The organism is Cupriavidus numazuensis (genome assembly GCF_905397435.1).
GTDB lineage: Bacteria > Pseudomonadota > Gammaproteobacteria > Burkholderiales > Burkholderiaceae > Cupriavidus > Cupriavidus numazuensis.
Genome location: NZ_CAJPVI010000034.1, coordinates 76,455 through 103,223, shown reverse-complemented (window position 1 = coordinate 103,223; position 26,769 = coordinate 76,455). Strand labels below are relative to the sequence as shown.

Sequence of the window (26,769 nt, the reverse complement as noted above, 5' to 3'; positions counted from 1 at the left end):
GTAGCGCCGCCGGCCCCCGCCTCGGGGGGCGCGGGGCTTCCGTAGCCCCCCCCCCGCCGCCCTGTTGTTTTTGGAACCCCCGGGTAGTAGGGGATGCGTTAAGCGCAGGTTAGCTCAGAATGCAATCAAATGATGCACGCCGCAGCCTGTCGCGACTTAACATGTCACGTTGCTTCGGGGACACCCCTAATCGCGCCACGCATGTACGCCGCCCTGCCAGCCTTCGTCTCGTCCACCTTTCTCGGTTACGGCCTTTATGTGCTGGTGACCAAGGGCGTGACGCGCGTGTCGGCATCGTTCTTCCTGCTGTGCGTGACCACGTTTGCGTGGCAGGGGACCTGGGTCTTCCTGTTCCAGGCCGAACATCCCGACGTGGCGACGCTGCTGGCGCGGCTCGGCTACCTGTTCATCCTGTTCCTGCCGACCACGTATTACCACTTCATTGCCGAAGTCACCGAACGTCGGCAGGAACGGCCGATCCTGCTTGCCTCATACGGCATGAGCCTGCTGCTTGCCGTGATGCTGCTGACCAGCAACAAGGTGGTGGCGGGCTACTACACATACTTTTTCGGCGACTATCCGAAGGCGGGACCCCTGCATCCACTGCATCTGGTGCAGACCGTCCTGGTGGCAATGCGCAGCGCCTGGATCCTGCTCGAAGCGCGCCGCAACGCCACCGCGGAACGCCGCAAGCGTTATAACCTGTGCCTCGTGGCGGTGGTGCTCTACTCGATCGCGGCAGTCGATTACGCGGTCAACTATGGCTACGCCTTCTATCCACCCGGCGTGGTGTTCGTGGCGCTGAGCCTCGGCATCCTCGCGCTGAGCGTGGTGCGCTACGACCTCATGCATCCGTATTCGCTGGCCGCCACGGTCGCGCACGAAGTACGCACGCCGCTCGCGTCGATCCGCATGCAGGCGCAGGAAATGGCGCGGACCTGGCCGGAGGTGCTGCAGGGCTACCGGCTTGCCGTCGAACACGGGCTGTGCGAAGACCGCATGCGCCCGGGGCAGCTCGAACGCGTGTCCAGCCTCGTGGGTGCGATCACCCGCGAGGTGGATGGCACCAGCACGGTCATCGACATGGCGCTGGCCTCGGTCACGCTCGAGCGGCTGGACCGCAGCACGTTCGCGCCGCATGGCATCGGTGAATGCGTGCACGAGGCGCTGGAGCGCTACCCGTTCCAGGGCGACGACCGGGGCCGCGTGCAGGTGCGCGGCATCGACGATGCCTGGCGCTTCGTGGGATCGGACACGCTGCTGGTCTATGTCCTGTTCAACCTGCTCAAGAACGCGCTGCATGCGATCCGTGCCCGCGGCGAGGGCAGTATCGAGATCGCAGGCGCGGCCGAAGGCCCGTACCATGTCGTGCGCTTCCGCGACACTGGCTGCGGCATTCCTGCCAAGGTGCTACCGCGCATTTTTGATCCGTTCTTCTCGACCAAGGCCCACGGCAGCGGCGCCGGCCTCGGGCTGGCCTTCTGCCGCCGCGCGATCGAGTCGTTCGGCGGGCGCATCGAATGCGAATCCATGCCAGGCTCGCATACCACCTTCACGCTGAAGCTGCCGCGCTTCACGCCCATGGCGGACAGCCAGCTGCGCGCCAGCGCCGCCGGCTGACCGGGCCGGCGGCGCTGTGCTTGCATATCGGCCAGCGGCTTTGCCAGCCGCCGGCTTCAACTAGCTGCTTCGCTGTCCGTTAGCTGGCCAGTGCCGGCAGCACCAGTTCATATTCCTTCACGCGCTCGATGATGCCGTGCGGGAAGCGGCTGATCCGCTTGTCCCGGTCGGCAAAGACGATCTGCTGGTAGCCCAGCGAGACCGGTTTGCCGCCAACGCAGAAGCGGAACAGCAGATACGCCGAACACTGCTTGACCTGGAACGTGTTCAGGTAGCAGTCCACGCGCTGGAACGGGAACGTTTCCTCGACATACTCCTGGTGCGCGCGCTTGGTCACGAAGACGCCGCCGGTGGCCAGCAGGTTGTCATGGATGCATTCGTGGAACCAGCGTTCCCGGCAAATGCCCTGCCATTCGAAGTAGCGGGCAAAGTAGGTGTTCATGAAGGCATTCGAATCCTTGAGATAGATATCGATAGCGTGGTGGAACGTCTTCTGCGGGGGTGTCTCCAGCAGGTCCTGCGTCAGCATGGCAGTACCGCGGTTCAGCACTTGGGGGATCACGTCTCGCATCAACATGGATTGACTCCTGAGAATGACTGCGAAGCGGCAGTCGCGCACGCCCCGGGGAAGGTCGGGGCATAACGCATTCTGGCCGCTTGGCGCATTGCGTAGGCGCGAGGATGTGGTGCCTTTGGCACTGTCACGACACCGGCCAGGGTCGGCGGCGCCGGGCCGTTGGCCGATATGGCGATGGAAAGACGAGCGCGGGCAAGGCGCCCGCGCGTTCCCCGGGAAGATACCGGGTCAGAGGCTCGTTGCGAGCCGCTCGCCGTCTTCCGGCATGGCCGTCTCAGTCGGGAGCAGGAACGCGATGCCGACCTGATGGACGGAAGCCGGTCCGCGCACGGAAACAGCGGGCTGCAGTGCTGCCCCGGGAAACTGCTCGGCAATGATGGGCGGGATGTCAGCCCCTTCGCTTGCGGCATCCCATACCAGGACTGCACCTTCCTTTTTCAGCTGTTCCGGGGTCACCCACGGGTTGAATCGATACCCGCCATGCACGAACAAGGCGGACGGCCGGTCGTCGGAGTAGAACGCGGCATTGCCGGCATACCACGTATCCCCGATCACGTACTTCATCGGGGTTCCTGTCTCGGCATGCCATCTGTCTGTCACCTCCGCGGCGAGCGATCGCCCCGGGAAATGGCTGCGGTTTTCCTTGCCGGTAACCAGCGGCCGGGCGACTTGTTCCAGCGTGAACAGCAACGCCGGAAGCAGCAGCACGGCGATCCATGCCCGACCAAAGGTACGCAACCGCTGGGCCGTGAGCACCGGGCGGATCGAGGTGGCGATGAACAGTCCCACATAGCACAACAGCGGCGCGGCCCACATGACCCGCGGGGGCCTTTGCGTCATGGCCGAGAGGATCACCGAGAAGACGATCGGCCCGAAGGCCAGCGCGGCAAGATAGGCGCGGTCGAAATCGCGCGAATCCGAGGGCGATGGCGGATTGGGGTTTTTCCAGCGCCACAGCATCAGCGCGAGCAGCAGCATCGGGATCAGCGCTGCAAGCTGCGCGCCGATAAACGAGGAAAGCTTGGCCACATAATGCAGGCCGTTCGTTGCCTCAGGCGCTCGCCGCGCAACATACTCGATCGAGATGAAGCCACTGTCCACGATCCAGGCCATATGCGGCAGGAAGGTGAGCAGCGCGGTAGCTACCAGAACCCAAGGCCCCGCTTCGGCGAGGCGGCGGCGTGCCACCGGGTGCACCAGCACAAAGATGGCCATGGGGATGAGATAGGCCCCCATCGAATAGCGAGCCCATAGTCCAAGACCGGCAACGAATCCGGCCAGGCACCAGTCGCGCAGGCGGTTGTCGGTCAGTGCGCGATGCAACAGCCACCCGAACAGCGCCGCAAACGGCATCTGCAGGACAATGTCGTTGAATTCGGGGGTGGGAAAGTTGAAGTAATAGATGCCCTCGAGCAGAAGGGCGCCCAGTAGTGCCTCACGCCGGGACGCAATGCGACACCCCAACTGCCATACCGAGACGAATACGGTTCCGATGCAGACCTGTGCGGCAAGATAGCAGGCCCACAGATTCTTGCCCGGCCAGACACTCAGGGCTTCGGTGACCCACGGCCAGAGCGGGGGATCCTTCTCGTAGCCGAGTTGCCACTCATGCCCCCACGCCAGCGCCTCGATGATGTCCAGTGAAGCGTTTCTCAGCAGCAGGCTTGGCAACAGCGTCCACAGGAGCACATGGGCGAGCAGCGCGATGGCAAAAATGCTTGTGGCGGACTGCGGTTGCGCGAGTTTATTCGAGAGAAGAGGCCACTTCTGAATGGCATTCGGCAAAGGGGTGCCGACCGGCGCGGCATTGCCGCGACCTGAAAAAGCTGAAAATTCTTCCACGTCTGTCCTGGCGTCCTGCGAGGGCGCAGGGATTTGGTCTTGTATTTCGCACCGACCTCCACGATGCGACGCCATGCGGTTCCCAGACTGGCAACCGTTTTTGGCAGTGCGATTATCTCAGTACATTACAGATGATTACATAGCGCGAATGTGCGAGTTGACGCATCAAGAACAAGGTGTTAGTCGGCGCTCGAATGCCTTTGAAAGCATCACATTTCCCTTAATCCATTGCAGCAATTTGTGGGAACCAAGGGACTGGTGGGGTGGTAAACCCTAGTAGTCTAGGTTTATATACCTTTATAAAGTTTCGGCATGCCGCCCTGCGTATGAATGTGTCGTGGGCAGCCTTTGCAGCAGAGGCGAATCAGCCTGACTCCCCATGCCGGAACATCCTTCCACCGAACTTCTTTCCCGCAGCCGCCAGCCCGTCTATCTGCAGCTGGCGACCATATTCCGTCGGCAGATCGAAAGCGGCGCCTGGGCGCCCGGTGCGCAGATCCCGTCGCTCGACGCGCTGTGCCGCCAGTACGGCGTGGCGCGAATGACCATGCACCAGGCGCTGTCGATGCTCGACGAGGAGGGCATGCTGGAGCGCTCGCGCGGCCGTGGAACGTTCGTCAAGGCGGGTAGCCGCCCGCAGCGGCGCGTGTCGCTATCCACGAGCTGGGACGAGGCTGTCGCAGTCGGCGATGCCATCGATACGGAAGCCTTGGTCGAATCCCGCCGCAACGTGGCGTTGCCTGTCGACCTCGGCCTGCCGTGCAGCGCGCAGCGAGCCGCCGAATATCACTTTTTGCGGCGACTGCATCGCGCGGACGGGCGCCCGTTCGCGATGTGTGAGGTGTACATCGAAGCCGATGTCTTCGCACGCGAGCCCGATGCTTTCAGGCATGGCGCTTCGGTGCAGGTACTCGACCGCTTTCCCGGCCTGCAGGTCAGCGCGGCGCGCCAGCGCCTGACCATCGTCGCGGCCGGGGCGGAGTCCGCCGTCGGGCTCGATCTTGCCGTGGGCGCGCCAGTGGCCGAACTGCGCCGCTACGCCTGCGTCGACGATGTGATCGTCTACTACGCCCGCATCGAATTCCCAACGGAATTCGTCTGTCTCGATTTTGATCTGCTGGCCTCCTCCGGCCCGCAGTCTGATGCCAACCCGTCCTGAATCACGAAAACGACCCATGGAAACCTCCCAAGCGATGAACGGTGCCGAAAGCCTGGTCAAGACCCTGCTGGCCAGCGGCGTGGATACCTGCTTTGCCAACCCGGGCACAAGCGAGATGCACTTCGTCGCGGCGCTCGATCGCATTCCCGGCATGCGCTGCGTGCTGGGACTGTTCGAAGGCGTGGTGACCGGGGCTGCCGACGGCTATGCGCGCATGGCGGACAAGCCGGCCGCCACGCTGCTGCACTGCGGCCCGGGGCTGGCCAATGGCCTCGCCAACCTGCACAACGCGCGCCGCGCGCAGACGCCGGTGGTCAATATCATCGGCGACCAGGCCACCTACCATCGTCCGCTCGATGCGCCGCTCACCGCCGATACCGAAGGCTGGGCCCGCCCGGTTTCGGTGTGGACGCGCACGGCGACGCGCGCGGCATCGGTCGGCGCGGACGCGGCCGCAGCGGTGCAGGCCGCGCGCACTGCGCCCGGTGGTGTCGCCAGCCTGATCCTGCCGTCCGACGTGTGCTGGGACGCTGGCGGCGAAGTGGCGGCGCCGCTGCCGCCGCTGGCCGTGCCAAAGGTGGCTCCTGACGCCGTGCAGAACGCCGCGCGCGTGCTGCGCTCCGGACAGCCCACGCTGATCGTAGTGGCCGGTAGCGCACTGCGCGAAGCGCCGCTGGCTGATGCACACCGCATTGCGGCGGCCACGCAGGCAAGGCTGATCACGCCGATGTCGAACGCACGCGTGTCGCGCGGGAGAGGGCGCCTGGCAGTCGACCGTATCCCGTACTCAGGCGATGTGGCGCGTGACCGGCTCGCCGGCATCCGCCATGTGATTCTCGTCGGTGCGCAGGCGCCGGTGACGTTCTTCGCCTATCCGGGCAAGTCGCCGCGGCCTTATCCGGAAGATGCGGTCGTGCACGTACTGGCACGGGAAGAAGAAGACCTCGCGGATGCGCTGGCTCGCCTTGCCGATGAAGTGGGCGCGCGTAACGCGGTGCTGCCTGAATCCGCCGCCGTGGCGCCGTCCGACATCGCACGCGGCGCTGTCACGTCGGAAGCCGTGGCCAGGACGCTGACCGCGCTGCTGCCCGAGAACGCCATCGTGGTGGAAGAGAGTGTCAGTTTCGGGCGCGCGTTCTATCCGGGCACCGTGAACGCCGCGCCACATGACTGGCTGCAACTCACGGGCGGTGCGATCGGCGCCGGCCTGCCGCTGGCCACCGGCGCCGCGGTGGCCGCACCGGATCGCCGCGTGGTTGCGTTGCAGGCCGATGGCTCGGGCATGTACACGCTGCAGTCGCTGTGGACCATGGCGCGCGAGCAGCTCGACGTCACGGTGGTGCTGCTGGCGAACCGCAAGTACGCGATCCTGCTCGGCGAGCTGGCCGGTGTGGGCGCCAATCCGGGCAAGACCGCGCTCGACATGCTCGACATCGGCAACCCCGACCTGAACTGGGTGCAGATGGCCAACGGCATGGGTGTGGAAGGCGCGCGGGCGCACGACATGGAGACGTTTGCCGAGCTGTTCCGCATGGCCAACCAGCGCAAGGGACCGTTCCTGATCGAACTGGTGATCTGAGCGTCGGCACGCCTGGGCAAGGCGGGCTTTCCGCATTCGGGAATCCTGCCTTTGGCAGATGCGAATTGCTGCACTGCGCATAGTGCGGCAATCTGGCAGCTGTGCCATGGAAGCCCCGTGGCGGCATCATATGTGAAGGAGACACCATGCCCCAAGAAGGATCGGCAGCGGGTCCGGACAAGGTCTATGCGGACATGCTCGCCGCTGGCCAATTCCGCATCCAGCACTGCCAGGACTGCAAGAAGCACGTTTTTTTCCCGCGCAACATCTGCCCGCATTGCGGCGGTGACGCGCTCGACTGGACCGAGCCGAAGGGCACAGGCACGGTCTACTCCACCAGCGTGATCCGTCGCAAGGCCGAGGCCGGCGGCGACTACAACATCGTGCTGGTCGACCTGGATGAAGGCGTGCGCATGATGAGCCGGGTCGAAGGCATTGCGCCGACGTCCGTGCGCATCGGCATGCGCGTCAAGGCGCGCGTGGCGCCTGGCAAGGCAGATGGCGAGCCCGCTCTCGTCGTGTTCGATCCGGTGGAGGGCTAAGCAAAATGAGTCTGTCTTCTTTGCGCGGCAGCGTCGCCATCGTCGGCGTGGGCCAGGCAGGCCTGGGCGAAGCCCATGGCAAGACTGAAATGGAAATCCTGGTGGAGGCCGCCAAGGCCGCCGTGAAGGATGCGGGCATGTCGATGCGCGACATCGACGGCATTGCCACCGCCAGCGTCGGCGCCTCCATGTGGGTGATGCCGGTGGCCGAATACCTCGGCATCAAGCCGAAGTTCATCGACAGCACCATGATCGGCGGTTCGAGCTTCGTCTCGCACATGCTGCCAGCCATGATGGCGCTGGAAGCCGGCCAGTGCGATGCGGTGCTGGTCTGCTACGGCAGCAACCAGCGCACTTCCACCGTGGGCCGTGCCGGCATCGGCAAGGTGCGCGCGATGCTCGATCCGCAGCCGTACGAGAATCCGTACCAGCCGCTGAGCCCGATCACGTCCTATGCACTGGCCGCCGCACGCCACATGCATCAATACGGCACCACGCGCGAGCACCTGGCCGAAGTGGCCGTCGCCGCGCGCAAATGGGCGCAACTCAATCCGGAAGCGCAGATGCGCGATCCGCTTTCCATCGACGACGTGCTCAACGCGCGCATGGTGTCGGACCCGCTGTCCGTGCGCGACTGCTGCCTCGTGACCGACGGCGCCGGCGCCTACGTGATGGTCCGCGCCGACCGCGCCAAGGACCTGGCCAAGCCGCCGGTCTACGTGCTCGGCAACGCTACCGCGACGTGGCACCGCCAGATCTCGTGCATGCCCGACGTCACCGTCACGGCTGCGAAGGAATCCGGCGAGCGTGCATTCGCGATGGCTGGCCTCAAGCCGTCGGATGTCGACGTGGCCGAACTGTACGATGCGTTCACGATCAACACGCTGCTGTTCCTCGAAGACCTCGGCTTTTGCCCGAAGGGCGAAGGCGGGCATTTCGTCAGCGGCGGCGGCATCGCGCCGGGCGGCCGCCTGCCGGTGAACACCAACGGTGGCGGTCTGTCCTGCGTGCATCCGGGCATGTACGGTATGTTCATCACGATTGAAGCCGTACGCCAGCTACGCGGCGAATGCGGTGACCGCCAGGTCAAGGACGCGGAAGTCGCCGTGGTCCACGGCAACGGCGGCACGCTGTCGAGCCAGGCAACGGCGATCCTGGGGACGGCCGCCACGCTGTAAGGCAATCCGGGTTTAAAGGGAAGAAGGCGCAACGGCGGGGAAGTCCAATCGGATTTCCCCGCCGTTGTGTTTTTGGCGGATGCAGTAGCGCCGGCCGTCAGTCTGCGAGCCGGATGCCGAGCTCCTCGACAAAGCGCTTGTCGCTGGCAAACTGCGTTTGCGCGTACTGGCGGTACTCGGCGGTGCTCAGGTAGATGTTCGGCATCGATTCCGCCTGCAACGCCTGCTGGTAGCCAGGGTCGGACAGCGATGCCTTGAACGCGTCATGCAAAGCCTGCACGACTGCAGGCGGCATGCCCTTCGGGCCGGCCAGCCCGACCTCGGACTGGATGGCGATGTCGTAGCCCAGCTCCCTGAGCGTCGGCACCTGCGGCCAGCGCTTCAGACGCTCATTCAGCGCAACGGCGAGCAACCGCACCTTGCCGCTTTCGGCCATGGCCCCCCAGCCCGCTTCGATCATCGCGTCGACATGGCCGCCGATCAGCGCGACCAGCGCGTCTGCGCCGCCCTTGAACGGCACGAAGTTGACCTTGATGCCGGCCATCTTCGCGAGCCGTTCCGTGGCGATATGGCCCGAGGTGCCATTGCCGACCGAGGCGATGCTGAGCTTGCCTGGATTGGCGCGGGCATAGGCGATCAGGTCTTCCACACGCTTCCAGCGCGAGTCCGCGGCCACCGACACGCCATACACATAGCTGTTGAGCCCCATGATGAACGTGAAGTCGGTCAGCGCGTTGTAGGAAACGCGCTGGATATGAGGCAGCCGGAACAGCGCCGCATTGATGACCGAAATCGTGTAGCCGTCCGGCGCGGCGGTGCGCGCCATGGCGGCCGGCCCAAGCGTGCCGCCCACGCCGGGCTGGTTGACGATGACGATCGGCTGGCCGAGCCGCTTCGAAGCCGCAAGCGCCAGCGAGCGCATCTGCACATCGGTGGCGCCGCCGGCCGGATAAGGCACGATCAGCGTGACGGGTTTGGCCGGGAAGGTCTGTGCGCGTGCGGCCGGCGCCTGCAGCGCAACCGCGGCGCCGGCCAGCAGCAGGCTCGCCGGGACCAGCTTCAGGAACTGGCGGCGCGGATGTCGGAAAGTCTGGGTCATGAAAGGAAATCCTGTTTAGTCCGCCGGCCTCAGTTGACGCGGCGCGTATAGCCTTGCCAGTACGGTTCGCGCAATTCGCGCCGCAGGACCTTGCCCGATGGATTGCGCGGCAGCGCTTCGACGAAATCGATGCTCTTGGGCAGCTTGAATCCCGCCAGCCGCTCGCGCGCCCACTGCAGGATGTCCCGCGCATCGGGCGTGGTGCCGGTGTGCGGCACGACGATGGCCTTCACTGCTTCGCCCCATCGCGCGTCGGGAACACCGATCACGGCGACTTCGGCCACATGCGGATGGCCATAGATCGCGTTCTCGACTTCCGCGGGGTAGATGTTCTCGCCCCCGCTGATGATCATGTCCTTCACGCGGTCGTGGATGTAGAGGTAGCCGTCCGCATCCATGTAGCCAGCATCGCCGGTGCGCAGCCAGCCGTCGGCATCGATCGTGCGCGCGGTCTCTTCCGGCTGCTTCCAGTAGCCAGCCATGGTCTGCACGGAACGCACGATGACCTCGCCGACTTCGCGCGGCGGCACGCGCGTGCCCGCTGCATCGACCACGGCCACTTCGGCCCACGGCAGCGCCCGGCCGGCGGCGCGCAGCAGCGCGGTGTTGCCGCTCGCGTGGTCCTCCGGCATCAGCCCGGTCACGCTGCCGGTGGTCTCGGTCATGCCGTAGGTCTGCACGAAGCCGCAGCCGAACACTTCCATGCCTTCGCGCAGCAGGTCGGCCGGCATCGGCGCGGAACCATAGATCAGGTAGCGCAGGCGCGAATAGTTCACCTGCCGCGCACGCGGGTCGCGCAGCACGATCTGGATTGCCGACGGCACCAGGAACAGCTTGCTGATGCGGTCATTGGCGATGAAGTCGAGCACGCGGCGCGGATCGAAGTCGCGGACCACGATGCCCTTCGCGCCCGCCAGAAGTCCGCGCAGGCCCCAGCCGGTACCGCCGATATGGGCGACCGGCATGGCTACCAGCGAGACGTCGTCGGGCACCCAGCGCAGCCAGGCGATGTTCTCGCGCTCGGCGATGATCGCGCTGACGGTCAGGTTGCGGTGCGTGAGCATCGCCCCCTTCGGGCGGCCCGTGGTGCCCGAGGTGTAGAGCTGCAGTACCACATCGTCAGGCCGGCTCACGTGCGTGGGAGGCGTGGCCGCCTGACCATCGCGCCAGTCCTGATATGCCGGCCAGTCGGCCACGGTGGCTTCCATGGCCACCACGCCGCGCAGCGCGGGCAGCCGTGATGCGATCGACTGCGCGAGTTCCACCGATTCGCTGCCGACGAACAGCAGCGCCGCATCGCAATGGGCGGCGATGTACTCCACTTCCGGCGCAGCGAGCCGCCAGCTGACCGGCGTCATCACGACACCGGCCTTGGCCGCGCCGATCAGCAGTTCGAAATAGTGGTCGCAGTTCTTGCCCAGGTACGCGATGCGGTCACCCGGTGCCAGTCCCGCTGCCAGCAGGCCATTGGCGACGCGGTCCGTATGCATGCCGAATGCGCCGTATGTGGTTTCCCTGCCTTCGAACACATAGGCGATCTGCGTCTTCTGCACGCGCGCCAGGTGCTGCACGGCGCGCGGCAGTGTGGCCAAATGGTCCACGTTCATCAAGGTCTCCGTCCCGTGGTTCACGCTTTGGATTCGCGGCCGATATAGCCGAACAGGTAGGCCGCCACCTTGCGCATCTGGATCTCGTCCGAGCCTTCGGTGATGCGGTAGCGGCGATGGTGGCGGTAGATGTGCTCGAACGGCTTGTGCCGCGAATAGCCAATGCCGCCGTGCACCTGCATGGCCAGGTCGGCCGCTTCGCAGCACAGGCGGTTCGCGGTGTAGTTGCACATCGACACCTTGTCTGACAGCTGCTTCTCCACTTCTTTCTTCGGGATGCGGTCCATCTCCCACGCGGTCTGGCGGATAAAAGCGCGCAGCATCTGCGCACGCGTGGCCAGTTCGACCAGCGGGAACTGGATGCCCTGGTTACGCGCGAGTTCCTGCCCAAACGGCTTGCGCTCGCGCGCATAGCGCACGCTTTCGCGAATGCAGTAATCGGCTGCGCCAAGGCTCGCAGCCGCTTGCCGGATGCGGTTTTCGTGCACGAAATGCTGGGCCACCGAAAGCCCTGAACCGGTCTTGGCGAGCACCGCGTCGGCCGGCACCCACACGCCGGTGAAGCTCACGCGCGGATGATCCGTCGGCATGTTGAAGGTCCACAGGTACTCCTCCACGCGCACGCCCGCGGTGTCCGCCGGCACGAGGAACGCGGTGATGCCGCGCGCATCGCCATCCTCGCCGCTGGTGCGCGCGAACACTACGCAATGCGTGGCAGTGTGCATGCCAGTGGTCCACATCTTTTCGCCATCGATGCGCCAGCCTTCCTTGCCATCGCGCTTCTCTGGAATGGCGCGCGTCGCCATGTGCGTGGCGTCGGAGCCGTGTTCGGGCTCGGTCAGCCCGAACGCGAGCTTGACCGTTTCATCGAGCATGCCCGGGATGAAGAACGCCTTCTGCGCGTCGCTGCCGTAGTCGCGCATGACCAGCACGAATGGCTTGTTGCCGACGATCGAATGCTCGTTCTGCAAGTCGTTATGCAGGCCGAGCCCTTTGGCGGCAAGGTGTTCGCGGATCACGGCCATCCACAGGTTGCCGCCGCCTTTGCCGCCATACTCGGGCGGCAGCGCGAAGCGCAGGTGCCCCGCGCGGTCGGCACGCCGGCGCGCTTCGGCCAGCAGCGCTTCCCACTCGGGACGTGGCAGGCCCTGGTTGTCGAAATCGGTGCGTGCCCATTCGCGGCGATGGTCGAAGAACCGCTCGTTGTCGTTCTCGGCCTGCAGCGGCCGGATCTCGGCTTCGATGAAGCGGTCGAGTTCTTCGAGATAGGCGACGAGTTCTGCGGGAAGCTGGAAATCCATTTATTGCTCCATGGTTTGCAATGCCGCGCGATAGCTGCTGTAGGCAGGCTGGTCGATGGCGAGCTTGTTCAGGGTGACGGTCCACAGATGCGCGGCCAGGCCGGGCGTCTCCAGGTCGACGATGCCGGCGGCAATGGCTTCGCACAGTTGCCGGTTCAGCGCTTCGAGCGTGCCGTCGGCGCCGAGCAGCGCACGCAGGCGTTCGTGTTCGGCCGCATTGGCATCGGGTGCCAGGCGTAGTTCGCGCTCGACGATGTCGAGTACATTGGCGGCAACGCGCGCATCGAAGGCCTCGCGTCCCGACAGCTTCGGGATGGCGGCATGGCGCAGGAAGGCCGTGACCGACCGCAGCAGATCGGCGGCGTTGGGTGTGTCTCGCATCAGCGTGCTCCCTGGCGCGGCGCCAGCAGGTTCAGCAGGTCGATCTCGGTCTCGGAACTGCGCCGGCCAATGGCCGCGCGCTCCACGGTACGCGGCGCGCCGCCAGCGGGCGCCTGCGCCATGCTTTCGCAGCCGATGCCCCATTTGAGCGAGCCGAACACTTCCCAGAAATGCACGCGTGCCGCGTCGACGGTGCCGCCGCCGGCTTCATAGCCGACGAACAGGTCCTCGCGCGTGCCGAAGCCACCGACGGGCAGGGCCGTGTGCCCGAAGCGCCAGGAGTTGACGCAGAGCCAGCCGAGGTCTTCCATCGGATCGCCGAGATGGGCGAGTTCCCAGTCGAGCACGGCGCGCAGGCCGTCTTCGCCGACCATCAGGTTGCCGTTGCGGAAGTCTCCGTGGACGAGCACCTTGCGCTCGGGAGCGGGCGGCAGATTGCGCTGCAGCCACTGGAAGGCCAACTCAAAAACAGGCTTGGCAGACCCGCCAGCGCGGTGGCGCGCCAGGTAGTTCGCGACTTCTTCGGCGGCCGCGGCTTCGCGCAATGGCGGCAAATCCGCGCGCGCAATGCTGTGGATCGCCGCCAGCGCACGCCCGCACTGGTAGGCCAGCACCGTGCGCGCATGCGCCAGGGACGGATCGCGAACGATTCGTCCGCCCAGCGTTTCGCCGGCGACGAAATTCATGATGAAGCCGTCGCCGATACCGTCGGCAGGAGCGAGCTGTGCCCGCACCACCGGCACCGGTACGCCTGCGCGTGCGGCCCGGTCGAGCAAGGCGGCTTCGGTCGCCATGCCAGTGAAGCTTGCGGTGCCGGTGCCCGCAGGGCGCGCCGTTTGCGGCGGGCAGCGCCGCAGGATCATCGGTGCTGTGCCGTCTGCCCGTTCGAGGTTGAAAGACCAGGTTTCCTGGTTGGCGCCACCTGACAGGCGGCGCAGGGCACTGATGCCCGTGGCGCGCGCGTCGATGCGGCGCGCGATGCAATGCAGGCCCGAGGACAGTACGTCCTCAGCCTGCACGGGGGTTGTCTCCACGTTTGTTGTTCTCCCGAATGGCGTCAACAGCGCGACAGGAAGCGCGCCGTTGAATTCATAATCCAGATTATGTTTTTAAGACTAAAGACGCCTGTTAAGCTTGTCAACACTGGGAAAACACGGACACAGACGCCGGCCACGATGAAACAAGCCCTCACGCCCCTGGAAGGTCAGGAAGGATTCGCGGTGCCGCGCTACTCGCGCGGCAAGCGCACAACCGAGCGGTTGCTGGAAGCCGGGCGGCGCCTGCTGAAAGACCGTGCGCTCGATCAGGTACCGATCCAGGACTTCTGTGCCCATGCGGGCGTGACGACCGGCGCGTTCTATAGCCGGTTTGACGGCAAGGAGAGCTACTTTCGCGCACTGCAGACGCTGCTCGTGGCGCAGTTGCGTGAGGGGATGGCGCAGCGCGTGGCGCTGTTCGACGAAGGGCAGCAGACCCTGCGCGAGGTGGTCGAATCGCTCGCGCGCAGCAACCGCATGTGGGCGTACCGCAACGAGGGCGTGCTGCGCGCCTCGCTGATCGAGCGCGCGATCACGGGAGAAGATCCGCTCAAGCGGATGAACCAGGACTACGTGGAACTGGTGGTGCCGCGGCTGGCGCGGCTGCATGCGGCGGGCGCGTCGCCGGAACTGGAAACGCGCATCCGCTTCGCGTATCAGGCGATGGTCGGAACGCTGATCTACACGCTGGTGAACCGGTCAGGCACGTACCGGTTGTCGGATCGCAGGCTGGAAGCAGAAATGGCGCGCGCGTTCTACCTCTACATCACGCAGGAACTCGACTAGGCGTGGTCGTCGTTCCCGGCCAGCACGGGGACTGCGCTTTCATAGCCGAGCAGGCTCGCCAGCAGCGGCCACCGCTGTGCCGCCGCGCGTGCTGCCTGCAGGTCCTGCTGGTCGAAGTACCGATGCGGATCGAAGCCGGCCACCTCCTTGCCGAGGACGTCGATGTCGCTGCGAGCGAGCGCGAGCCCGCGTGCATTGGCCGGTTTCATCATTTCCCCTCGATCCACACGCCGTCTGGCGTGTGCACCATGTATCCGCTGCCGTCGCGCATGGTGACCGTGGCTTCGTTTTCGCCGACCATCTGGGTCTGGGGCAGGTCCGCCGCATACTGCGCGAGCGTCTGCGCGCCGGGCTGGAACGGGTTCTCTGCCACCAGGTTCGCCATCAGCTGCGACAGCGCCAGGTAGCTGGTCGGCGTATCGATCGTCACGGTCTTGCCGGATGGCGACTGGCCTCCGGGCAAGCCGACGAGCTTCACGCCCACCGGCACATGGATGATACGCGGCGTGGGGATCTCGCGCATGCCCGCAATCTGGTTTGCATCGCCGCGCAACGCCGCGCCGTGTTCGGGAACGAACACAATGACCGCCTTGCGCCCCGAACTGGCGACCATGTCGATGACCTTGTCCACATCGCCGAGCAGTTTCGACAGCCGCAGCGGATATGACTCCAGGCTCGACATCTTCGTGTCCGGCAAGCGGTTGCCGTCATGCAGCGTCACGGTGTTGTAGTACAGCGCCTGCGGGCCGCCGCCTTCGGCGAGCCGCTTCTTGTACCAGCGCTGCAGCACATCGAAATCACCGGCGACGGGGGAGTTGTCGAACGAACGCATTGCGACCGGCAGGCCATCGTTCGAAGGCGGCTTCACGCCCGGCACGCCAACTTCCTTTTCGATTTCCTGCAGGAAGTTGTCGAAGTGCCCGTCGTGGTTGAGCAGCATACGGGTGCTGAAGCCCGCATCGGCAAGCGCCGAGAAGATGTGGCATTCGGCCGGCGCCGAATCGTACAGATCCTTGTGCCGCGGCTGCCCGCACGCAGCGCGCAGCACGCGGATGGCTGCCGGGCCACTGTAGCTCGCGGCGGAGCTGAAGTTGGTGAACAGGAAATCGAAGCGCGACAGCAGCGGGTTGTCGCGCGCCTTGGCCACATCCAGGTCATCCCACGACAAGGAGCAGATATGGAGCACGATGATGTCGTACTGCGTATCGGGCGTCGCGGCAAGCGGGCCGAAGTGCACCGAGCGTTGGGCTTCCTGCTGCCGGAATGCATTCAGGCGCGCATCCCAGCCGGCCTCGCCGGGTGCGCCGCCGGCGGCGGCCGTTTCGGTACCGGCGATCGCCTGCTGTCCGCCGCCGACCACCGGGCCCACGGACAGCACCTGCCACAGCGGTACCAGCAACAGCGCCGCGAACACCAGCGTGGTCACGCGCACCCAGCGGTTCACCAGCAGGAAGACAACCAGCACCGCCAGCGCCGTGAGCAGCATTTCCCGGCTGACCAGCCGGCCGAGCAATTCGACCATGTACGCCGGCGTGAACGCCTGCAGGTTGGAGAGCTGCGATATCACACGTTCGAACGGCGGCAAGTTCGATTCCCAGTACAGCAGCGCGGCGCCGGCGACCACCGCCACAACTTGCCGCAGTGCCGCCAGCGCACGGTTCGGAATGCGGATGGCCAGCGCGAGCGCGAACAGGATATTGAGCAGCCATTGCGGCTCGACCCGTCCGATATGGAACAGGTAGAGCTTGACGATGAAGTAGAGGTTCCAGATTCCCATGTCGGTGTCAGTGAGGTCAGCAGGTCAGCCTCAGGGTTGCCGCGGCCCCACGCGGCCGAAGATGCCGGCGACCGAGGCGCGCGCGGCGTCGACCAGCCGCAGCAGGCCCTGATATCCCATCTCGATGACTTCCTTCAGTCCATTCAGCGGTACGTCCACGGGCTGCTCGTCGATCCAGTTGATCCACGCGTCGGCACGCCCGAACGTGCATTGGATCAGTTGCTGTTCGGCCAGCGCGTCCATGTCTTCAAAGCGCACGCCGAGATGGCGGTCCGCATTGCGCGTCACCACGGCAGGGAAGTGGTAGCTGCGCTTGCCGCGCGACAGGCATACGCCGACCTGTTCGCCTGGATCGACGCGGGTCTCCACGGGCAACATCAGGCCGAGTCCGCCTAGCGAATAGTTCTCGGTCCTGCAAGCCAGCGTGCGGCCATCGGGCAGCAGCAGCGTGGCCGGCACGCGCATGGGAATGCGGTGCGAAATCCGGACCTGCCGCGCTTCGCGCGCGACGCCAATGGCCGCGCCCAGCATCACCAGGTTGAACAATGCCCACCCCATGTTCATGATCACTGCCGAGGCCTCGAAGCTGTCGTCGAACAGCACGCGGCCCGCACCGAGCGCCAGGCCCACGACGTTCAGCGCCAGAAGCAGCACGTACGGCTTGGAGATGGTCCAGTCCAGGTAGTCTTCCTCGATCTGCCCGCCCTTGGCGGTCACGTTGAACTTGCCGAGCCGCGGGTTGACGAAAGCCATGGTGGTGGGCAGCACGATGTACCACGCGAGCACCGATTCATAGACCTCGGCCCAGAACGAATGCCGGTACCGCCCTTGCAGCCGCGAATTCGTGATGCTGGCCACCATCAGGTACGGGATCACATACGCCATGATCAGCACCGCCGAGGTGTGGATCACATGCAGCCCGAAATACAGGTAGGCAATCGGCATGGTCAGGAAGATCAGCCGCGGAATGCCGTAGAAGAAATGCAGCATGGCATTGCTGTAGCACAGCCGCTGGAACAGGTGCAGGCCTTTGCCGAACATCGGGTTGTCGATGCGGAAGATCTGCGCCATGCCGCGCGCCCAGCGGATGCGCTGGCCGATGTGCCCGGCCAGGTTTTCGGTGGCCAGGCCCGCGGCCTGCACTGTGCGCAGGTAGGCGCTGTTGTAGCCGAGCCGGTGCAGCTTGAGCGCGGTGTGCGCGTCCTCGGTCACGGTCTCGACTGCAATGCCGCCGATCTCGGTCAGCGGCGCGCGCTTGATCACCGCGCAAGAGCCGCAGAAGAACGTCGCGTTCCAGAAATCGTTGCCGTCCTGGATCAGGCCGTAGAACAGGCTGCCTTCATTGGGCACGCGGCGGAACGTGTCGAAGTTGCGCTCGAACGGGTCCGGCGAGAAGAAGTGGTGCGGGGTTTGCACCATGGCGCATTTCGGGTCGGCCAGGAACTCGCCCATCGTCATCTGCAGGAAGGAGCGTGTGGGAATGTGGTCGCAGTCGAAGATCGCCACATACTCGCCCGCCGTCCGCTTCAGCGCGGAGTTGATGTTGCCGGCCTTGGCGTGCGAGTGTTCATCGCGCGCGAGGTAGTGCACGCCCGCTTCCTCGGCGAAGGCGCGGATTTCTTCGCGGCCGCCGTCGTCGAGCACATAGACGTTCATCTTGCCGGCGGGCCAGTCCATGCTGCGCGCGGCATAGACAGTGGGCTGCAGCACGCGCAACGGTTCGTTGTAGGTCGGGATGAACACATCGACGGTGGGCCAGTCGGCAGGATCCGGCGAGAGCGCTGCCGGCCTGCGGTTCAGCGGCCAGATGGTCTGCAGATAGCCGAGGAACAGCACGATCCACGTGTAGAGTTCCGCGATCAGAAGCAGGTAGCCGAAGACGGCTTCGACGGTGGTCTCGAAGCGCAGCGTGGTCGTGACGCGCCACCAGATGTAGCGGCCCGCCATCAGCACCGATAGCGCGGCCATCGACAGCGTGGCGAGCCGGCCCGGAATGCGGCGCAGGATGAACAGGCCAATCAGGATCAGTACCACGAGCAGGAACTGGTCGCGCAGCGGCAGAGGCGTGGTGCAGAGCAGGATGCCCGAGACCGCGGCCAGCACCAGCAGGATCGGCATCAGCAGAGGGATTTGTCCGAGTGTCGGTGACAAGGCTTCCAGTCGATTGGCGATGCCGTGCCAGTCCACCTGGGGCAGACGCGCCATCAACCGGTGCCGCAGCCGCTTCACACGGAAGTAGGCCGGTTCCAGCCAGTTGCGGAACCAGCGCCGCAATGCGCTCGGTTCGGGCGCGGCCTGCGGCTGGCGGCGCTGCCGCAAATCCGCCGCGAGCGGGCGGAGCGCGCGCGGCGCGCGCAATAGCAGCCGTTGCAGCCAGATCCGAGGGCCGTGCGCGCGGCCGATCTCGAGGCGCACGTGTGCGCGCTCGCGCAGCCAGATCGCGCAGCGCAGCGGTATGTCCGGCCGGCCGGGAGGCGGGGTCCGGAACAGCAAACGCAGCCACCACAGGCCGGCGGCGGGCGCGCTGGCGGAAATGCCGAGTTCCCGGGCGAGCAGGCGGCGCAAGGCTTCCCACATGCGGGATACCGATGGCAGCGTCATGGCGCCACCACTCCGCGCGGCACGTGGCCGCCGGCCTGTCCCTTGCCGGCCCGCGCGCCGTTGAGCAGCCAGCCTGACACCCAGGACGCCAGTCCCTGCAAGTCATGCGCTGTCTGCGAATGCGGCGTACTGCGGCAGAAGCATTCGCCGCGCGCCAGCGCTTCGGGCACGCCTGCGTCCTCATGGACCTCATAGGGCAACAGTGCGTCGCCAAGTGTGGCGCGCAGCAGCACGGAGACGTCGGTGTGCAACTGGCGACCCGGCTGCAACCGCGTGACGACGTAGGCGCGCGCAATGCCACCCTCATCGAGCGCCTGACGCAGCGGCGCGAGCGTGGCGCAGCTTTCGGGCAACGATGGCAGCAGCACCAGGGCGAGGTCAGCGGCGGCCAGCGCCTGCTCCGCGAACGGCGATGGCCACGGGGCGCTGTCCACGAGTGCCACGGCATCGCCGGGCAGGTCGACGTCCTGCAACAGCCGGCGCAGCCAGTGCGGATCTTCATGCATTCGCATGGCGATATCCGCGCGCGCGGCGCGCGTGCCCGGCTCGCCCCACGGCACGAACAGCACGCCGTCGTCGCTGCGGTGGCCGCAAGCGGCCCAGTCGGCCGTGTTGGACAGGCCCTGGCGCACCGGCTCGTGCAGCCCGAAATGAAAGCCGAGCAGGCCGCGCGGGTCGCATTCGATGGCCAGCGGCGCGTGGCCATGCCAGCGCAGCAGCGAGGCCAGTTCCGCCGTGATCGTGGTGCGCCCGGCGCCGCCGACGGCTGAAATGAGGGCGATGGTCTTCATTCGCGGCCTCCCGCGATGTCGCGCCACGGCCGGCCGCGGATCACGACCGGACGCAGCTGTGCCGGCAGGCGCACGGAACGGCGCGAGCGCGGCAACCGCCAGCGCGGCAGCAGGCGCAGCAGGCGGAAGCGCCAGACCAGCCAGGTGACGGGCACGGCCAGGATCACGCCCCAGATGAAATAGCCCAGGAAGATCGCCATGATGGTCTAGCCTTGCGGTTTGATCGGAATGGAAAACGGCTGCGGCGCGCTACGCGGCCGCCGGCGCTGGCCGCCCGATGGCTGCGGCAAGATGCCGGCGGCCACCGGCTGGCTGGCCGGTGCGTCGGCACGGTCGTTCGCATGCTGGGCCAGCCAGCCGCTGTAGTCCTGTGCGGGCCGTTGTGCGATGTCGGCTTCCAGCCGCTGCAGGGTGCCAAGGATCGACTCGGTATCCCCGCAGCGCAGCTCGCCGCTGAACAATTCGGACATGGGGCGCTGGAATACGTGCTGGCAGGCAATCTCCACATTCTCGAGCCGGCACGCGAAGAAGAAGGCGTACACGCTGTTGCTGCCTGCCGTGCACAGGTCTCCGGGGTCTCGCATCAGGCATGCGCGCAGTGCATCAACGTGTGCGACTTCTGGCAGCAGCGGCAGTTCCAGCAGCACATGGGGCAGGCGTACAACGGTGCTGCGTTCAAGCGTGCTTCGCACCAGCGCAATGAACTCGGCTGCGGGCAGGTAGCCAGTCGCGACTGTGGCCATCACGGCGGACAGCGCGCTCTTGTAGTCGGGCAGGATCGGCCGCTGGAACACCTGGCCCTGCAGCGATTCAATGCGCGTCTGCATGCGCGCGAACGGCGTGTTGCGCAGGATCACCATGTTGGCGCCAAGCGTCATCATCAGCAGCTCATAGCGCTGGCGCAGCATCTCCTTGTCTTCGCGCACGACGATCTTCAGCGCCTTGCCGCCGTGGTGGCGCAGCTTGTGGACCTGCGCGGCCAGCGGCTCCAGTTCCTGCCGGTCGCCATAGTGCAGGATCACGGTCGCCGCCACGGCACCGGACGCGGCCGCCACGGCGGCGTCATTGTCGGGCACCACCTGCCATTCGGCGGGAATCCAGCGTTCGCGCAGCACCGCATCGCGGCTGACGATGACGCGGTGTTCGTCGGGCGCGAGCAGCCCGGCCGGCACGCCGTCGGCAGCATCGGCATCGCCGGTGCCCGCCATCAGGCCGTGGTCGTCCGGTGAGAAGCGCAGCGGCACGACTTCGTGCGGCAGCACGGCATCCTTGTGGCGCCAGAAGCCGACTTCCCAGACGTACTGGCCTTGCACCTGTGCCAGCCTGGCCGCGCCGGCGAAGTGACGGTGAAAGCGGACGAGTGTGGCAAGATCGAGCGTTTCCGCGCCGTCGGGCGGGGCGGCCAGCAGCAACAGGCCGCAACCCTGCGCGGCACACCATTGCGCCATCCGCGCGCCGGCATCGGCAAGGGCCGTGGCGTCGTCCCAGGGCAGGAAGGCTTCGGCACCTTCGAGCAGGATTTCACCGCCCGCTGCGCCGCATTGATCGACCATCGCCTGCATGGCCTCCAGCAACACGTCCGGGCCCGTACGGTCGGGCACGGCGCGCAGTGTGCAGACATTGGCGCGGCTGTGCAGCGTGCGGCTGCTGTCGATGTCCAGGCCGTGCTGGCGCAGCATCGCGCCGATCTCGGCGGGCTCGCGCGTGGACAGCACCGTGGTGCGCGCGCGCAGCAGTTGTGCGGCGCTCTGCCAGAACAGCGCATCGCGCGCGGGCGACGCGTCGGCGTAGACGGCATGCACCGCGCCGGGCTGCAGCGCAGCCAGCGCGGGCGGCAGCGCGTCGATGGCAAGCGCGTGGCGCGCCTGCAGCCATGGGCTGGAGGCAGCGTTGCGGGAGCGGGCTGGACGCGTATCGTTCATGCGGGCCCTCAGTAGGTGGAGTACGGCCGCACCGGCGTGGGCGGGTAGGGAACCGGTCCCTGCTGGCGCTCGAAGAAATAGCGCACGTAGGCAAAGGCGCGGTTCGGCGCGTAGTCGCGCGAGCGGTCGATGTCGAAACCCGCGCCCGCCACCCAGTGCGGCGCGAAGCGGTACTCGACGATCCCGCCGACGGTATAGCTGAAGCCGCCGCCGGAGCCGCCTTCGTACTGCGCGCCGCCGACCATCGCCTGCAGGTCGGGCCGGGTCGGGTAGATGTCCATGGACTTCTCGTAGGTGCTGGACATACCGACCGAGCCGCGCAGCCGCCACGACAGCAGGCCGCGTCGCCCGGTCCAGTCCACCGGAATCAGGAACGACAGGTATTTCTGCGGACTGTAGTAGCCGCCGTGGCCGAACGTGTAGAAGCGCTCGTTCTCGGAGTAGCGCCAGTAGTTCAGCACCACGCCGCTCGTGATGCGGTGGTCGCGCCGCACGAACACGGGAACGTCGAAGCCGGTGCGCACGGTGAACTCTTGGTTGGTGAGGACATTCGTTCCAGTGTAGACGCCGTAGCCCAGGTCGGCGAAGAGGCCGAAACGCCCCACGTCGCGCGCATATCGCGCATGGATGCCGTTGCGCACCACGTTGCCCCAGCTCTCGGCGGGCGTGACTGCGCCGGTCTGCGCATCCACGTGGCGCGGGTCGGTCGCGCCGGCGTACGACACCAGGCTGCTCGTCACGGCCCGGCGCGAGATGTCCACCGTCGCCGACGCGGGGCCCATTTCCGCGCGGTAGCGGAAGCCGCCAACCACGGTCTGCAGCGTGAAGCCGAGCGGCGTGGTGCCGATGTCGGCGCGCCAGCTGTTGTAGGCGCCGTTGAACTCGTAGCCCGCGGCCAGTGCCACCCCGCGGTCGCTCTGGCTGATCGGGCCAAGCCCGTTGTTGCCCAGCGCGCGGATCTTGCCGAAGTCGCGCGAACCGGGGAGGCTGTCGGCAGGCAGGGTGCCCGCGTCGAGCAAGACCGTGTCGGCATGGAAGAAGGAATGGCCGGTGTAGCCGTGCGGAATGCGCACATACAGCGGGATCTCGGTCGCGTTGAGGCGCGAGATACCTGGGTCGCCGGACTTGTTCGAAAACAGCACGGCGGTTGCCACCTGGCCTTCGCGGCGCGCCTCGAGCGCGCGCAGGGCGCGTTCGGCCGAAGTGCCCTCGGGCCCGGGAATCTCGTTCTCGCGCTGCTCTTGCACGCGCGCTTCGCGGTAGAGCACGGCTGCGCCATTGAAGTCGCCGCGCGACTGGGCGATGCGGCCGGCCTGCATGGTGACGTCGGAGCGCTCCGGATAGCGTTCGCGCAAGGGCATGACCACGGCCAGCGCCTCGTCCTCGCGCCGCATGGCGGTGAAGCGGCGTGCGACGGCCAGGCGTGTATCGATATCGTCCTCGGGCGTGTCGGCCAGCACCGCGCGCACTTCCTCGAGCGCCTGGTCTTCCTTGCCCTGACGTTCCAGCATCCGTGCGACCGTGAGGCGCGCATCGGCATCTTGCGGATGGGTCTTCAGCACCTCGCGCGCGGCCTGCGCGGCACCGTCGTAGTCGCCCTGGGCTTCGCGCAGGTCGGCCAGTTCCAGCAGCCAGCGCCGGTCTTTCTGCTGCGCCGCGGGCACTGCATAGAGCATCCGTTCGGCGCCTTTGAGGTCGCCGTCGGCGATGCGGCGGTCCGTGTCGCGCAGCGCCAGCCGCAGCAACTGGTCGTCGAAATCGGCACGCTGTTCCGGCGTGATGCCGGGCAAGGCGCTGGACGCTGCAACCCAGGCGCGCAGTTCGTCGTCGCGCTCGGCCGACGCGAGCAGCTCGCCATAGCGGATGCGCACGTCGATGGCCGGGTCCTGCGGATGCGCGTCAAGCCAGTCGCGCACCAGCTTGAGACCGGTGTCGGGCTGGCCGATCGCGATCCACTCGCGCCCGATGGAGGCCAGCATCTGCGGATCGTCGCGCGCGGCTTCTGCGGCGGCACGCAGTTTGTCTTCCGCTTCCTGTTCGCGTCCAGCGGCGATAAGCTGGCGCACCTCGCGCAACAGCCGCTGCGCCTGCAGGTTTCCCGCGAGGCGCCGCATGGAATCGGAACGCTCCGCTTCCGGCACACCGGCCAGCACGCTGCTGGCGGCATCGATATCGTCGACCGAATTCAGGTACAGCGCGGTGGCGTAGCGCATTTCGCTCGTGGGCGACGCGGCCATGCCGTCTTCCATCACGCGGCGGCCCAGCACGGGCAGCGCGAGGTCGCGATAGGCGCGTGCGAGCGTGAAGCGTGTCCACGGATCGTTGGGCGCGAGCCGGATCGATTCCTCGAGCCGGGCGAGCGCCGGGCTCTGCTTGTGCTGCGCGAGCAGCTGTTCGCCCTGCAGCGACAGCAAGTCCGCGCGCAAGCTGCGCAGCTCGTCCGCCGAGCCTTTCAACCGGCTCCCGGTGCTCGCGATCAAGGGTCCGACTTCGTCGCTGCGCTGGCTGTCGTTGAGCAGCTTGACCAGCGTGCGCAGCGTGCCGATATCGGGTTCGGGTCCTGCCAGCGTTTCGCGCAGCAGCGCCTCGGCTTCGGGCAGCTTGTTCTGCGCGATCAGCGCATCGGCCAGCACGCCGCGTGCATTGGCATTGCCGGGCTGCAACGCGAGGGCTTCGCGTGCGAGGGCTTCGCCCTGCGCAGGCTTGCCCTGGGCATTCGCTTCACGCGCCTTGGCCACCGTGCCCCAGAACGTGGCCGTGTCCTTCAGGCTGTGCCACTTGCCACGGTTGCCGGTGTCGAGCTGCTCTGCACGCGCGAACAGTTCGCGCGCTTCGTCGTGGCGGCCCTGGCGCAATCGCACGAGCCCCAGGTTGCCGAGCGTCTCGCCATCGTTGCGGCGCTTGCGGTTGGCGCGTTCCAGCGCGGTTTCGGCTTCACGCACGTTGCCGCGTGCAAGCTGCTGTTCGCCACGGCGCCGCGCCTGCGTGGCCGGGCTGGCGGCGCCACCCTTCCTGGCGAGTTCCGCGAGCGTCTGCTGGGCGGAGGTGTCGTCGGGCACTTCCTTCACATAGAGCTCGAACCACTTGTAGTACGCCGGGTCGTCGCTGACGCCGTACAGCGTGCGCCGCCACATCTCCAGCGCCGACTTGCGGTCGCCGTCAGGCCGCTGGACGATGCCGTACAGGATCGCCAGTCCTTCCTGGCGCGTGGCTTCGCGGTCGGTCAGCAGGCTGGCCAGCGCCATGGCCAGGCGCAGGTCATCGGGGTTCTGGCGCACGCGCGCGCGCAACTCGGCAATGGTGGCCGTGCGGCCGGCCGGTGTGCCGGCCATGATGCGGTAGTAGTCGACAGCGAGGTCGCCGCGCGGTGCGCCACGCGGAAACAGCTGCCTGAGCCGCGCGATGGCCTCCTCGGACTTGCCGGCGCGCGCGAGCAGCCGGATGCGGGCCATCTCCTGCTTGTCGCGCGTGGCAATGCGATAGGCGTCTTCCAGCTCCAGCGTGGCCGGGTGGTTCGGTGCGCGCTGGCGCAGCTTGCGCAGGATCTTGTCCGCTTCGAGCGGCCGGTTCGAGCGTAACTCGATCAGGCCGAGCAGCATCAGTGCATCCGGCTGGTTCGGATCGATCAGCAGCGCCTTGTCCAGGATGCCGCGTGCGATGTCGGTACGGTTCTTGGCTTCCCACATGCGCGCCGCAGCCAGCAACTGGGCCATCTCCGGCGACGGCTTCTCTGCCTGCTGCGCCATGGCGGGCACCGCCAGCGCGCTGGCAACGGCGAGCACGAGGGGCGTCAGCGCGCGGGACATCCGGTCTTCCAGGCTGGCAGCAGGGCGCCGTCCCCTGCAAAGTGGTAGAGGCCGTCCAGGTGGCCGAGGCCGAACAGGGCAAGCGCCTGGCTGTAGTAGCCGAGCGGCTCGCGTGCGGCCATTTCGCGCGTGCGCTGCGCCTGCGCGCGCGCCTGGTCGGTGCGGCCGAGCGCGGCCAGGTACGGTGCGACTGCCGCCGAGAAGCCGGCATTGCCGGAATTGGGGCCTGGCTGACCGGTCTGCGTGTCGACGCGTTCAGGCGGATACCCGTGGGCCGCGACGTAGTCCGCCAGCGGCATGAACTGCTGCAGTATGCGGGCTCGCTGCGGATCGTCGGCGGCAAGCGTGCCCGCCCACAGATAGACGCGGATCGCGTTGTAGGCGCTTTCGGCCTTGGTTTTGGTATCGGGCAGGAAGCCGCGGCTGTTGTCGTACTCGGCCCAGTCTGGTGAGAAGCCGCGCGGTGCGGTTTCCAGGATGACCTTCGACGAGCTGGCCACAAGCTGGTCCCAGCCAGACTCTTTCGCCAGCAACGCCGCGAGGCGCCGCATGACCTGCAGCGGCACATAGCTCGGATTCACGCGCCAGCGGCCTTCACTCAGCGAAAAGCCGACCGGGCCGGGCAGCACGGTACGGCCCAGGCCGCGCATGGCCGCCGTTTCTTCACGCATGATGCGCCGCGCCGTCAGCGTGCCGAGCGCGGTGAAGCGCCGCTCGTTCCACAGGCGGCCCGCTTCCAGCAGCGTGTAGGCGATCCACAGGTCGGCGTCGGAAGCGGAGTTGGTGTCGATCACGCCCCAGGTCTCCTTGCCGTCCTTGGCCTTGTCGGCGGGAATACGGCCCCAGATCCAGGCGGGCAGATGCGCGATGAGATCGCCCTGCGCAAGGTTGTTCTCGGTCCACGCGAGCAGCTTGTCGAACGTGGCGCGGTCGTTCGCCACCAGCGCGAAGAACAGGCCATAGGCCTGCCCTTCGGACACGGTGACCTTGTCGTCGGTGCTCGCGTCGATCACGCGCCCGTCGGCGCTGATCAGCGTGCGTTTGAAGGTGTCCCAGTCGGTCCAGGCGCACGTGGCGGCATGCGCGGGCGCGGCCGCCATGCAGGCGCACGCAAGCGCGCCGGCCGCGAGCCACCTGGTCAGACCCGGCAAGGCGCGCCACATG

At 66.7% G+C, this 26,769-nt stretch carries 21 protein-coding genes; 6 read left to right on the top strand and 15 right to left on the bottom strand.

Annotated elements, in window-relative coordinates; all coding sequences use genetic code 11:
* Positions 1-201: 201 nt before the first annotated feature.
* On the top strand, positions 202-1,620 hold the full coding sequence (locus tag KHO41_RS25040) for a sensor histidine kinase (RefSeq protein WP_211955953.1): 1,419 nt from the start codon (positions 202-204) through the stop codon (positions 1,618-1,620).
* 79 nt (positions 1,621-1,699) lie between these two features.
* On the opposite strand, the gene KHO41_RS25035 is transcribed toward KHO41_RS25040, so the two are convergent.
* Both KHO41_RS25035 and KHO41_RS25030 read right to left on the bottom strand, forming a co-directional pair.
* Positions 1,700-2,197, bottom strand: a complete 498-nt coding sequence (locus KHO41_RS25035; protein WP_211955952.1) for an acyl-CoA thioesterase — start codon at positions 2,195-2,197, stop codon at positions 1,700-1,702.
* 228 nt (positions 2,198-2,425) lie between these two features.
* Complete coding sequence (locus tag KHO41_RS25030) at positions 2,426-4,039, bottom strand: glycosyltransferase family 39 protein (RefSeq protein WP_211955951.1); 1,614 nt, start codon at positions 4,037-4,039, stop codon at positions 2,426-2,428.
* A gap of 379 nt (positions 4,040-4,418) precedes the next feature.
* Here KHO41_RS25030 and KHO41_RS25025 point away from each other — a divergent pair, with 379 nt between their 5' ends.
* From KHO41_RS25025 to KHO41_RS25010, 4 genes are all read left to right on the top strand, one after another.
* Positions 4,419-5,198 carry a GntR family transcriptional regulator gene (locus KHO41_RS25025; protein WP_211955950.1) on the top strand — a complete coding sequence of 260 codons (780 nt, stop codon included), beginning with the start codon at positions 4,419-4,421 and terminating at the stop codon, positions 5,196-5,198.
* Positions 5,199-5,232: 34 nt separating this feature from the next.
* A complete protein-coding gene (locus tag KHO41_RS25020; protein WP_211955957.1) occupies positions 5,233-6,777 on the top strand; it encodes an acetolactate synthase large subunit in 1,545 nt (514 codons plus the stop codon).
* A 146-nt stretch (positions 6,778-6,923) separates the two neighbouring features.
* Positions 6,924-7,319 (top strand): Zn-ribbon domain-containing OB-fold protein, encoded by a 396-nt coding sequence (locus KHO41_RS25015; protein ID WP_211955949.1) that lies wholly within the window; start codon positions 6,924-6,926, stop codon positions 7,317-7,319.
* Positions 7,320-7,324: 5 nt separating this feature from the next.
* A complete protein-coding gene (locus KHO41_RS25010) occupies positions 7,325-8,497 on the top strand; it encodes a thiolase (protein ID WP_211955948.1) in 1,173 nt (390 codons plus the stop codon).
* 97 nt (positions 8,498-8,594) lie between these two features.
* Here the strand turns inward: KHO41_RS25010 and KHO41_RS25005 are convergent, their stop codons facing one another.
* The 5 genes from KHO41_RS25005 to KHO41_RS24985 are packed head-to-tail and all read right to left on the bottom strand — an operon-like array spanning position 8,595 to position 13,919.
* Positions 8,595-9,596: a tripartite tricarboxylate transporter substrate binding protein gene (locus KHO41_RS25005; RefSeq protein ID WP_211955947.1), complete on the bottom strand. Its 1,002-nt coding sequence runs from the start codon at positions 9,594-9,596 to the stop codon at positions 8,595-8,597.
* Positions 9,597-9,625: 29 nt separating this feature from the next.
* Positions 9,626-11,203: a fatty acid--CoA ligase gene (locus KHO41_RS25000; RefSeq protein ID WP_211955946.1), complete on the bottom strand. Its 1,578-nt coding sequence runs from the start codon at positions 11,201-11,203 to the stop codon at positions 9,626-9,628.
* 20 nt (positions 11,204-11,223) lie between these two features.
* A complete protein-coding gene (locus tag KHO41_RS24995) occupies positions 11,224-12,504 on the bottom strand; it encodes an acyl-CoA dehydrogenase family protein (protein WP_211955945.1) in 1,281 nt (426 codons plus the stop codon).
* On the bottom strand, positions 12,505-12,885 hold the full coding sequence (locus KHO41_RS24990) for a DUF6285 domain-containing protein (protein WP_211955944.1): 381 nt from the start codon (positions 12,883-12,885) through the stop codon (positions 12,505-12,507). It abuts the gene before it with no gap.
* Positions 12,885-13,919 (bottom strand): phosphotransferase family protein, encoded by a 1,035-nt coding sequence (locus KHO41_RS24985; RefSeq protein ID WP_244874014.1) that lies wholly within the window; start codon positions 13,917-13,919, stop codon positions 12,885-12,887. The genes KHO41_RS24990 and KHO41_RS24985 overlap by 1 nt, the downstream gene beginning before the upstream one ends.
* 141 nt (positions 13,920-14,060) lie before the next feature.
* On the opposite strand from KHO41_RS24985, the gene KHO41_RS24980 reads away from it, so the two are divergent.
* Positions 14,061-14,708 (top strand): TetR/AcrR family transcriptional regulator, encoded by a 648-nt coding sequence (locus tag KHO41_RS24980; protein WP_211955943.1) that lies wholly within the window; start codon positions 14,061-14,063, stop codon positions 14,706-14,708.
* Here the strand turns inward: KHO41_RS24980 and bcsR are convergent.
* Genes bcsR through bcsZ form a run of 8 tightly spaced genes read right to left on the bottom strand, consistent with a single transcriptional unit; the run spans position 14,705 to position 26,768 of the window.
* Positions 14,705-14,920 carry a BcsR/BcsP family cellulose biosynthesis protein gene (gene bcsR, locus KHO41_RS24975; protein WP_244874013.1) on the bottom strand — a complete coding sequence of 72 codons (216 nt, stop codon included), beginning with the start codon at positions 14,918-14,920 and terminating at the stop codon, positions 14,705-14,707. The two genes, KHO41_RS24980 and bcsR, sit on opposite strands and share 4 nt — an antisense overlap.
* On the bottom strand, positions 14,917-16,485 hold the full coding sequence (gene bcsG / locus KHO41_RS24970; protein ID WP_211955942.1) for a cellulose biosynthesis protein BcsG: 1,569 nt from the start codon (positions 16,483-16,485) through the stop codon (positions 14,917-14,919). Before bcsG ends, bcsR begins: the two co-directional genes overlap by 4 nt.
* Before the next feature lie 30 nt (positions 16,486-16,515).
* Positions 16,516-19,086, bottom strand: coding sequence for a UDP-forming cellulose synthase catalytic subunit (gene bcsA / locus KHO41_RS24965; protein ID WP_211955941.1), 2,571 nt, complete (start codon positions 19,084-19,086; stop codon positions 16,516-16,518).
* A complete protein-coding gene (gene bcsQ, locus KHO41_RS24960; RefSeq protein WP_211955940.1) occupies positions 19,083-19,877 on the bottom strand; it encodes a cellulose biosynthesis protein BcsQ in 795 nt (264 codons plus the stop codon). Before bcsQ ends, bcsA begins: the two co-directional genes overlap by 4 nt.
* Positions 19,874-20,077: a hypothetical protein gene (locus tag KHO41_RS24955; protein WP_011299648.1), complete on the bottom strand. Its 204-nt coding sequence runs from the start codon at positions 20,075-20,077 to the stop codon at positions 19,874-19,876. Before KHO41_RS24955 ends, bcsQ begins: the two co-directional genes overlap by 4 nt.
* Before the next feature lie 6 nt (positions 20,078-20,083).
* Positions 20,084-21,799 carry a cellulose biosynthesis protein BcsE gene (gene bcsE / locus KHO41_RS24950; protein ID WP_211955939.1) on the bottom strand — a complete coding sequence of 572 codons (1,716 nt, stop codon included), beginning with the start codon at positions 21,797-21,799 and terminating at the stop codon, positions 20,084-20,086.
* A gap of 8 nt (positions 21,800-21,807) precedes the next feature.
* A complete protein-coding gene (locus KHO41_RS24945) occupies positions 21,808-25,605 on the bottom strand; it encodes a cellulose synthase subunit BcsC-related outer membrane protein (protein ID WP_211955938.1) in 3,798 nt (1,265 codons plus the stop codon).
* Positions 25,590-26,768: a cellulose synthase complex periplasmic endoglucanase BcsZ gene (bcsZ, locus tag KHO41_RS24940; protein ID WP_211955937.1), complete on the bottom strand. Its 1,179-nt coding sequence runs from the start codon at positions 26,766-26,768 to the stop codon at positions 25,590-25,592. The genes KHO41_RS24945 and bcsZ overlap by 16 nt, the downstream gene beginning before the upstream one ends.
* Between the last annotated feature and the right edge of the window lies 1 nt (position 26,769).